This is a genomic window from Streptomyces sp. NRRL B-24572 (genome assembly GCF_002156145.1).
In the GTDB taxonomy this organism is placed as follows: domain Bacteria; phylum Actinomycetota; class Actinomycetes; order Streptomycetales; family Streptomycetaceae; genus Streptomyces; species Streptomyces vietnamensis.
In genome coordinates, this window is the sequence record NZ_MWIG01000239.1 from 19094 (window position 1) to 29504 (window position 10411).

Consider the following 10411-nt stretch of genomic DNA (forward strand, 5'->3'; position numbering starts at 1 on the left):
TCTAATTTGCCCGATATGCGCCCTACCACCCCTCCGCCTAGCCTCGAACGGTCAGCGGTCCGAGCGAGAGGGGTCACCCGTGCCCGACGACAATGCTGTTCCCGCCTCCCTGGCCACATCGGACACGGTGAAGACCTCGGCCGGCACGTTCCTCTTCGAGGACGGGCTGCCGACGGTGGAGACGGCCGAGACCGTGTACGGGCAGCTGGACCGGATGCACGGGATCGAGGCGTACCTGGCGGGGCTGCCCGCGGTGTCGCTGTGGGCGATGCGGCGGGCGATGGCCGACGCGGGAGTCGCCGACGGTGACGTGCTGCTGTTCTCCGAGCTCATGGACGCGAACTCGCTGTTCCTGACGGCCAACGCCGACACCGTCTACTTCCTCACCTTCGTCGACCTGTCCGCCGGGCCGGTCGTCGTCGACATCCCGGAGGACTGCCTCACCGTCGCCGACGACATGTGGTTCCGCTGGGTCACCGACCTCGGCGTGCCGGGGCCCGACCGGGGAGCCGGCGGGCGGTACCTGTTCGCCGGGCCGGGCTACGAGGGGCCGCTGCCCGAGGGCGGCATGTTCGTACACCGGGTGCGGACGAGCCGGGTGTGGCTGCTCGGGCGCTGCTTCCTGGAGGACGACGACCCGGCACCCGCAGCGCGGCGCGTGAGGGAGCAGCTGAAGATCACCCCGTACACGCCGGGCGGTTACGGCACCGCGATCGGCTCCTTCCTCCTCGGCGAGGCCGGGCTCGCGCCGCTCGCCGAGCCCCGCTCGCCGCGGTTCGTCGAGGGCAGCGGGCTCGTCATCAACACGATCGCGCCGGTGGACGCCTCGTACTTCACGCTCCTGGACGAAGCCGTGCAGGCCGAGCCCGTCTCCGCGCTCGATCCGGAGGTCGCCGCCCCGATCGCGGCGGTCGGCATCGTCAAGGACAGGTCCTTCGCCCCAAACCGGTACTGGAGCGAGGTCCTCGACGACGCCGTGGCGACCGCCAACGCCTACGCGCGCACCGTGGCGATGCGCCCCCGCCGGGAGGAGGGCTTCCACTACTACCCGGGCACCGGCTCGAACTGGACCTCACCGCTGTTCACCGGCGGCTACGACTTCCAGACCCCGCCACCGCTGGTCACCCGTGAGGGCATCAAGCCCTTCCCCGACCGCGGGGCGAAGCTGCCCAACGCCCGCGCCTCGTTCTTCTACCTGGCCACCGGTATCACCCCCGCCATGTGCATGAACCTGCCGCGCATCGGCTCCCAGTACGTGGGCGCAACCGTCGACGCGAACGGCGAGCCGCTGGAAGGCGGGCGGACGTACCGGCTGGTCCTGCCCGTCGGGATCCCCGCCGAGAAGTTCTGGTCGATCACCCTGTACGACAACCAGAGCCGCTCCATGCTCGCCACCGGCCAGCGCTTCCCCCGCGCCGGCTCGCAGGGCTACCCGACCCCCGCCGCCACTCCCGAGGCCGACGGCTCGACGGTGCTGTGGTTCGCCCCCGAACGCCCGGCCGGGGTGGTGGAGGGCAACTGGGTGCAGACCCTCCCGGGCCGCAACTGGTTCGCCGTCCTCCGCTTCTACAGCCCGCTGCCGGCCTTCTTCGACAAGAGCTGGCAGCCCGGCGAGATCGAACCCCGCACAGAGAGGCCGTGACGCATGACCAGCATTCCCGAGGACGTCCTGCGATCCATCGCCATGCCCGACCACGTCACCACCCCGCTCGGCGACCTGCGCTTCTTCGACGGCCTGCCGGACGCGGCCACCGTCGCCTCCTCCTACGACCTGCTCGACCTGGTCCGCGGCATCGACGTGTACCTCGACACCGTTCCCGGCGCCTCCCTCGTCGCGCTGCGGGCCGGACTGCGCTCGGTCGGCGTCGACAGTTCGCGCACCCTCGCGTACACCGATCCCCGCGCGAACTCGGGGAGTTACTACCTCACCCCCAACACGGAGACGACGTACGGCACGACCTTCCTCGACCTGCGCGCGGACGGGCCGACGGTCGTGGAGAACCCGCCCGAATCGCTGTGCGTCGTCGACGACTTCTGGTTCCGCTACGTCGCCGACCTCGGGCTCGCCGGGCCCGACCGGGGCGCCGGCGGGAAGTACCTCTTCCTGCCGCCGGGGTACGACGGTGACGTACCCGACGGATACGTCACCTACCGCTGCCCCACGTACACCAACTGGCTCGTGGTCCGCGCCCTCGGCGGGGTGCCCGCCCTGAAGGCCACGCGCGTGTACCCGCTGGCGCAGGCCGACGCCCCTCCCCCGATGCGCTACCTCAACATCGCCGACACGCACCACAACACCGTCCACTCCAACGACTACTCCTACTACGAGGAGATCGACGCCCTCGTCCAGGAGGAACCGGTCGAGGCGCTCGACCCCGAGCGGGCCGGGCAGCTCGCCGCCATCGGCATCGTCAAGGGCCGTGCCTTCTCCCCCGACGAGCGGCTGCGTGGACTGCTGGAGAAGGCGGCGCCCATCGCCGCCGCCATCGCCCGTGCCCTGGTCTACAAGCCGCGCGACCCGGACGTGTACCTCTATCCCGGCGAGTCCTCCTGGAAGACCCCGTTCGTGGGCGGCAGCCACGAGTTCCTGCGCGACGGCGCCCGGCTGCTCGACGCCCGTGCCCTCTTCCACTACTTCGCCACCGTCATCACCCCGGCGATGGCGGCGAAGACGGTCGGGACCGGATCCCAGTACGCGTACACCGCCGAGGACGCCACGGGCACCTGGCTCGACGGCTCCCGCCACTACCGGCTGCGGCTGCCCGCCGACGTCCCCGCCAAGAACTTCTGGGCCGTCGACCTCTACGACACCCAGACCCGCTCCCTCCTCCAGACCGACAACCCCTACCCCGCGCTCTCCAGCCTCTCCGGCACCGTCACCGTCGAGGACGACGGCACCACCGAGCTCTTCTTCGGACCGACACCGCCCGCCGGACGGGAGGGCAACTGGATCCGGACCGTCCCGGGCAAGGCGTGGTTCGCGATGCTGCGTCTGTACGGGCCGCTGGAGCCGTGGTTCGACAAGACGTGGCGTCCTGGTGAGTTCGAGCCCCTCGACGCCGGCTGAGCGTCAGCCCCGGAGGCGGTCCGCGAGCCAGGCTTCGGCCTGGTCGTGGGCCGCCTCCAGTGGTGCGAGGAGGGGGCCCGGCGTGCGGTGTCCAGCGGACCGCTCCGGTCACGTTCCCAAGACCGCACCGGCACGGGCAATGCGTGGGGGTCACATCGACTTCATCCCTGTTCCGCCGCACAACCACCGTCGGCTTCCCGTGTGCACAGAGGCCGGCATCGCTCCGACACGGCCGTTCTCCGCTGTACAGCGCCACGGCGGGCACCTGGCTTGCGATGACCCGGCGGCGGCGGTGTCCTCCCCCGCCGCCGAACCCCTCCTCCTCGCGAAACAGGGAGCTCCCCGTGCCCGGTGCCTGCCCGAAGAACATGCCGCACACTCTCGACTACCCGTCGGTGGGCGTGGACGCCCTGCTCGCCGGTGCGGCCCACGCGTACGGCGACACCACCGCCGTGGTGGACGCGACGAGTCGGTGGGCTTCGCCGAGCTGTACGACCGTGCGCTGCGTGTCGCGGGGGGGGCCTGCGGGCGCGGGGTGTCCGGCCCGGCGGCACCGTGGCGCTGCACATGACCGACTCGCCGAGCTTCGTGGTCGCCTGCTACGGCGCGCTGTGCGCCGGCGCCGCGGTGGCACCGATCAACCCCGCCCAGCCGGAGGCCGCGCTGCGGCAGCAGCTGGCCGACGGCACGGCGAAGGCCGTGGTGACCAGTCCGGTGGGTGTGGCAACCGCGGTGGCGGCGGCCCCGAGGCCGTGAACGAGCACACCGTGCCCACGGGCGAGGGGTCGTTCATCGCCATCGCCCCCTTCTTCCACGGCTTCGGTCTGGGCGGGCACAACCTCGACACGCTCCTCGGCACCACGGTCGTCCTGGTCCCCGGCTTCTCCCCGGAGGATCTCCTCGCCGACATCGAGAAGCACGCCGTCACCCAGGTCATCGGCTCCCCCGCCATGTACTACGCCCTGCTGCGCAGCCCCGCCATCAGCAGCCACGACCTCGGCTCCGTCCGCGTGGTCACTTCGGGCGCGGCGCCGATCGACACCACGGCCCTCGCCGAGCTGCGAGGGTTCTTCCCCGCGGCCTCGGTGAACGAGGGGTACGGGCTGACCGAGGCCACCCTGGGCCTCACCGGCTGCCCGATCGGCGGCGGGATCCGGCCGCTGCTCGACCGCCATGATCCGCGTCCGCTCCCGGGGGAGGTCGGCGGCGAAGACGCCGACGACCAACCGGGTGAGGCCACACCACGGGTCGGGCCGGCGACAGCGTCCGACATCGGCGCGAAGCGACCTTCCGTCCCCCTCAACCCTTGCCAGACCTATCGAGAATCGATAGATTCCCATCGGAATTCGATGGAAGGATGGGTCATGGGCAAGCTGACCGTGGGCGCACTGCGCGCCGTGCTCGTATCGGTGTTCACCGGCACCGTGTTCGTCCAGGCATTGATGGCCTGGGTGCTGGTCAGCGGGAACGATCCGGAGGACGGGTCGCTCCCGCTGACCCCCCTGCGCGTGATCACGATCCTGGGCATCGGGACGGTCCAGGTCGCCCTGGTCTGCGTCTGGCGCCTGGTGACGATGGTGCGGCGCGGGACCGTGTTCTCCCACGCCGCCTTCCGGTACGTGGACGTCATCATCGGCGCGATCGTCGCGGCCGCACTCGTGTGGTTCGCGGTGACAGCCCTCAACGCGCCCGGCCAGCGGGACGACCCGGGCGTCACCGTCATCATGGGCGGGATCGGCGTGGCCATCCTGGGGGTCGCCCTCATCGTGCTCGTGCTGCGCATGCTGCTCGCCCAGGCCACGCGGATGCAGGCCGAGTTGGACGAGGTGATCTGATGCCGATCGCCGTCGACATCGACGTGATGCTCGCCAGGCGGAAGATGTCCGTGGGCGAACTCGCGGACCGCGTGGGGATCACACCCGCCAACCTGGCGGTACTCAAGAACGGCCGCGCCAAGGCGGTGCGCTTCGCGACGCTCGCCGCGCTCTGCGAGGTACTCGAGTGCCAGCCGGGCGACCTGCTGCGCTGGGAGGCCGAGGAAGTCGCAGGCGGATGACACGCCCGCAGCGGGCGTGAAGACACCCGGCAGCACCGTGCCCATGCGGCCCCGGCGTCGGTCCGGGGCCCGGTCCCGGACCGACGGGAACGACGGCCCGCCCTCGGGCGAGTTCGCCCGCGCCGACCGGCCGCCGAGGCCCCCACCACCCCATGTGTCCGGCAGGTCGACGTCGAGGTCGGGGACCGGGTGGTGTAGCTGCGGCAGCGACTGCGGCCGGCCGGTCGACGGGCGACTCCCGCACGCGGCGGCCGGCCGGTCCGGACGACCGCGACGGCGCCCGCCCACCGGCTGTGCGCCCTGGCCACGACACCCCCGACCCGGCCTGGTCCGGGCCCGCGAAGGCGGTGCGGCCATCGAGACCGAGGTGGGGCGGACTGCCCGCCGAGGGCCTCGGCGCCCTCCTCGCGACCCCGCCCCGCCCCATGGCCCTCGGCAGGGTGGAGCTCGCGGACGGCAGCTTCCCACCCGGCTTCCGCTGCGAACCGGAGGCCGATGAAGCCGAACATCTCCGCCCCCGGTGTGAACGTCATGTCCACCTGGCCCGGCGGCGGCTACCGCTCGCTGAACGGTACGTCGATGGCCACGCCCCACGTCGCGGGCGCCGTGGCGCTGCTCTGGTCCGAGGCGCCGTCCCTGATCGGCGACGTCGACGGCACCGAGGCCCTGCTCAACCGGACCGCACGCGACGTGGCCGACACGCACTGCGGCGGCACGGCGGACGTGAACAACGTCTGGGGCAACGGAAAGCTCGACGTCCTCGCCGCCGTCGACGCGGCACCGCACACCGCCGCCATCGTCTCCGGACGCCTCACCGACCGGGCCACCGGCGCCGCCCTGAGCGGCATGACCGTCAAGGCGACCGGCGCCACCACCACCCGCACCACGGTCACCACCGCCGACGGCGCGTGCCGCCTGACGCTGCCGGCCGGCACGTACGCCTTCGGTCTCAGCGGCTACGGCTACCGGGACACCGCCGAGTCCGGCTACGAGGTCGTCGCCGGCGCGGACGCCACGAAGGACTTCGCGCTCACCTCCGTACCGCACCACGCCGTCAGCGGTGTCGTCCTGGACGTGACCGGCGCGCCGCTGGCCGGGACCTCCGTCACCCTGGGCGGCACCCCGCTGCCGGGCACGACGACCGACGCCGCGGGCCGCTTCACGTTCCCGGACGTCGCCGAGGGCACCTTCGCCGTCGACGCGGCGCCGGCCGCCCCGGTCAGGTGCAACGGGCGCCACTCCGGTCCGCTGACCGTCGACGGCGACGAGACGCCAACCATCCGGCTGCCGCACCGTACGGACGCGGGCGGCACGTACTCCTGCGCCCCGGTGGCCTCCTCGTGGATCGCCGGCACGACGAAGGTCGCGCTGAGCGGCGACGAGGACGTGACGACGGTCGCGACCCCGTTCCCGGTCACGTACTACGGCGTCGACTACACGAGCGTCTCCGTCACCACGAACGGCCTGGTGAACTTCCTCCAGCCGCGCCTCGGCGACTACGCCAACACGACGCTGCCCACCGCGACCCGGCCCAACGGCGTGCTGGCCGCCTTCTGGGACGACCTGGTGCTCGACAAGAAGTCGAGCGTCCGCACCTCCCTCACCGGCAGCGCGGGCAGCAGGAGGTTCGCGATCGTCTGGAACAACGCGGCCTTCACCGCCGACCCCGCCGTCCGCATCTCCTTCGAGGCGGTGTTCGACGAGGCCGACGGCTCGATCACCGTCCAGTACCAGGGCGTGGACGCGAACGCCCTGCAGAAGGGTTCCTCCGCGACGGTCGGCATCGAGAACCAGGCCGGGACCGACGCCCTCCAGTACTCCTTCGCCGAAAGCGTCCTGAGCGACGCCACCGCGATCCGCTTCTCCCCGAAGGCAGCATGATGAGCGATCACCGCCGCAGAGGACTCCACCTCGCCGCCGCCCTCGTGGCGGCCGGGCTGGCGCTGAGTTCCGCACCGCCCACGGCCGTCGCCGCCGGCACGGACGCCCTGAGCCTCACCGAGGCCCAGAGCGAGGAACTCGCCCAGCGCCTCCAGCCCGACGTCTACGGGGACCTGACGGAGAAGGCCGACCCGCAGGGCGCCGCCACCGGCACGGACACAGGAACCGGCACTGACGCCGCCACCGACGCGGACACAGGAACCGGCTCCTCGCTGGACGCCGGTGTGAAGGCCACCGTCCGCGGCTCCGTCGAAGGCGCCCAGGGCATGGCTGCCACCGTCCCGGTGACGGACCAGGCGGGCGACTACTTCACCCTCCACTCCCTCGGCAACGTCTCGCGACGCGCCGCCGACGGCAGCACGGTGTGGGAGCGGGACAACGCCTCCTTCTACAAGGAGTGGAACCTTCCCCCGCTGTCCCCGCGCTACCCGGCCGAGCCCTACCCCGCCCGCATCGTCATGGGCTTCAACGCGGTCACGCCCTTCTCCGCGGCATCGGACCACGGCTACGCGACCGGCGACCTGACCGGCGACGGGGTTCCGGACGTCGTCTTCACGGCGGACGTCGGCAGCTACCCCTTCCGCCCCTTCGTGGCCCAGGGCTACCCGCTGCCGACCGGTACGTTCGTCACCGTCCTCGACGGCAGGACCGGCAAGACCCTGTGGAGCAAGCCGTACGCGGGCGCCTACCAGGTCACCGTCGTCGACGGGACCCTGATCCTGGCGGACAGTCCGACGCTGAACCTCAACGCGCCGACCACCGCGAAGGTGACTCTCACCGGCATCCGTTTCGAGCACGCCGACGGCGTCCTCACCCCGGCGGACACCTGGACCTACGACACCGGGAAGACCAAGGCGAACGCCGCCTCCTGGGCGAGCCTGAAGCCGCTGGGCGGCGGACTCCTCGCCGCCTCCTGGAACCTGCGCAAGACCAGCGCCACCGCCGTCCCCGAAGGCCACACCCTGGTCCTCGACACCACCGACGGCACCGTGACATGGCAGTCGGCCACGGACCGGCTCTACTCACGTCAGCTGCATCTGGACGCCTCCAGGGAGCGGCTGGTCGCGCTGGAGCAGGCCGACCCGAACGAGGGGGTGCGGTACGAGATCGCCTCGTACGCCCTCGCCGACGGCACCCGGACCACGCTCGACGTGCGGACCAACGCGTTCCCGATCGCTCTCGCGGTCGGCGACATCACCGGGGACGAGCGGCCCGAGTACGCCGTCAGCGAGGACACCCTCGACCCGAACCTGTTCGTCAACGCCAACACCGTGCGAGCCCTCGACGGGGACTCCCGCACCCCGTTGTGGTCCCGGACGGTCAAGCGTGACCCCGCCAACGGGCGGGACGGCGCGACCGCCTTCGGCCTGGCCGTGGCCGGTGACCGGATCGTCGCCTCGTACCTGGACGACCAAGGCCGCGAGACGGCCGACAACCGCGGCTCCGGCCGCTACGCCAGGATCGCGGCGCTCGCCGGCAACAACGGCGCGGTGAAGTCGGAGAAGCGCGGGGTCGTCGCGTCGCAGGCGTGGGTCCAGCCGTACCGGCAGGGCCCGGACTGGCGGGTACGCACCGTCGACACCGACCAGAACATCCACGTCTACAACGTAGGCGGTGGCAACGAGCTGTCGGTGACGCCGATCCGCAGCGAGCTGTCCTCCGGTGTGCTCACGGACGTCGACGGCGACGGCACGCAGGACGTCGTCGCGGGCGGGCGGTCCCGTGGGGTGTACGCCTACGACGGCGCCTCGATGCTGGCCGGCACGCCCCGGCTGCTGTGGCAGTCCACCCTGCCCGGTCAGATCCACCGGATCGTGAAGGCCGACACCGACGGCGACGGGCGGGACGAACTGGTCGTCGCGGCCGACACGGCCACGGCCGTCCTGGACTCCCGTACCGGGAAGGTGCTCACCACGATCGACGGGGGCGGCCGGTTCGTGTGGACGGTGACCGCCGGTGACACCGACGGCGACGGAAGGGCCGAGATCGTCGTGCCCACCGACGCGGTGCGCGTCTACGGCGGGAGCGGCAAGGCGCGCTGGTCGTACGCCGCTCCGGCGGAGGCCGGGCCCGTCGTCTTCGGTGAGGCCTCCCTCTCCGAGGGCCGGGTCCACGCCGAGTACGCGAGCCGCACCGGCTTCCAGGCGCAGGGCGTGCCGGCCGGCGGCGTCGCCCTGGACGGGGCGACCGGCGCCGTCCGCTGGACGGTCGACCCGCGTCCGGCCGGCGCCACCGGGCCCGTCATGGCGATCCCGCTGCGGGGCGCCACCTTCGCCTCGCCCTCCATTCCGTACGCGGACGGGCACGCCGTGGTCCACACGTGGCTGGCCAAGGGCGGGTCGTTCAACGGTCTGGTCACCTTCGTGGAGATCCGCGACGGCCGCACCGGGGAGCTGCTGCACACCGGCCTGGCCGGCGGCCCGTGGACGCTCGGCACGTGGTTCACCGGCCCGGAGGGCCTGTACCTGGGCTCCACCGCCGCCGTGCGCCTCTTCGGCCCGGACGGCGCGGACCGCACCATGAGCACCGTCGGGCAGATCGAGAACGCCGGCCTGGCGACCGGGCCGAACGGGCAGCGCTACGTCCTGGGCAGCGGGACGAACTTCTTCCAGCTCTTCGACGTCGCCTCGGTGACCTCTCCCTCGGGCGGTTTCCAGTCGGGAGCGTTCACCAAGAACCTCGCGGGCAACCGCGAGATGCTGACCGGTGACATAGACGGAGACGGCAAGGACGAACTCGTCTCGCTCGGCTTCGACGAGTCGGGCACCGACCGCACGGCCGCTCTGGAGACCGGAGGGTACTTCGTGCCCCACACCGACCTCCGCCGGCTGACGGTGCTGACCCTGGACACGCCCTGACCTCGTCGTCCCGAGCCGTACCCGCACCCGCAGGCCCCCCGATGCCGAGGCGTCGGGGGGCCTGCGGCCCGCCCGGTCTCCGGAGGTCCCCCGCTGTCCGAACGCTGGCCGCGGCCGGGCGCGCGCACCCTGGTGAAACTGCTCGCCGTCGCCCCCGGCCATCAGCTGCACCGGATCAAGGTCATGGACACCTGCTGGCCCGACGCCGACCAGCAGTCGGCGCTCGGCAGTCTGCGCGTCGCCCTGCACGCCGCCCGGCGTGCCCTCGAACCCGAACTCGCGCCACGGACCGGCCTCCTCCTACCTGACCACCGACGGCGCCCTGATCCGGCTCGAACCCGCCACCGTGCGGATCGACGCGGACGAGGCCGAGCGACAGGCCGTGACGGCGCTGGAGACCGGCGGCACGGAACGGCTCACCGAGGCCCTGGCCGCCTTCACCGGCGAACTCCTGCCCGAGGACCGCTACGCGCCCTGGACCCGCTCCCG

The 10411-nt window shown here is 72.3% G+C and carries 8 protein-coding genes and 1 pseudogene; all 9 read left to right on the top strand.

Annotated elements, in window-relative coordinates; all coding sequences use genetic code 11:
* Window positions 1-79 precede the first annotated feature (79 nt).
* A complete protein-coding gene (locus CCN56_RS14990; protein ID WP_218779413.1) occupies window positions 80-1642 on the top strand; it encodes a DUF1254 domain-containing protein in 1563 nt (520 codons plus the stop codon).
* A gap of 3 nt (window positions 1643-1645) precedes the next feature.
* Window positions 1646-3067 (top strand): DUF1254 domain-containing protein, encoded by a 1422-nt coding sequence (locus CCN56_RS14995; protein ID WP_179199849.1) that lies wholly within the window; start codon window positions 1646-1648, stop codon window positions 3065-3067.
* Window positions 3068-3487: 420 nt separating this feature from the next.
* Complete coding sequence (locus CCN56_RS15000; RefSeq protein ID WP_179199850.1) at window positions 3488-3823, top strand: AMP-binding protein; 336 nt, start codon at window positions 3488-3490, stop codon at window positions 3821-3823.
* A gap of 11 nt (window positions 3824-3834) precedes the next feature.
* Window positions 3835-4188: pseudogene (locus tag CCN56_RS44550) on the top strand (AMP-binding protein); the annotation flags it as partial.
* A gap of 243 nt (window positions 4189-4431) precedes the next feature.
* Complete coding sequence (locus tag CCN56_RS44555; protein WP_256961978.1) at window positions 4432-4902, top strand: DUF2975 domain-containing protein; 471 nt, start codon at window positions 4432-4434, stop codon at window positions 4900-4902.
* Window positions 4902-5123, top strand: a complete 222-nt coding sequence (locus tag CCN56_RS15010) for a helix-turn-helix transcriptional regulator (protein WP_086827227.1) — start codon at window positions 4902-4904, stop codon at window positions 5121-5123. Before CCN56_RS44555 ends, CCN56_RS15010 begins: the two co-directional genes overlap by 1 nt.
* A gap of 495 nt (window positions 5124-5618) precedes the next feature.
* A complete protein-coding gene (locus tag CCN56_RS15015) occupies window positions 5619-7004 on the top strand; it encodes a carboxypeptidase regulatory-like domain-containing protein (protein ID WP_086827230.1) in 1386 nt (461 codons plus the stop codon).
* Window positions 7001-9922 carry an FG-GAP-like repeat-containing protein gene (locus CCN56_RS15020; protein WP_256961977.1) on the top strand — a complete coding sequence of 974 codons (2922 nt, stop codon included), beginning with the start codon at window positions 7001-7003 and terminating at the stop codon, window positions 9920-9922. The genes CCN56_RS15015 and CCN56_RS15020 overlap by 4 nt, the downstream gene beginning before the upstream one ends.
* A gap of 259 nt (window positions 9923-10181) precedes the next feature.
* A partial coding sequence (locus tag CCN56_RS15025; protein WP_143664524.1) for a hypothetical protein occupies window positions 10182-10411 on the top strand: 230 nt, incomplete at its 3' end.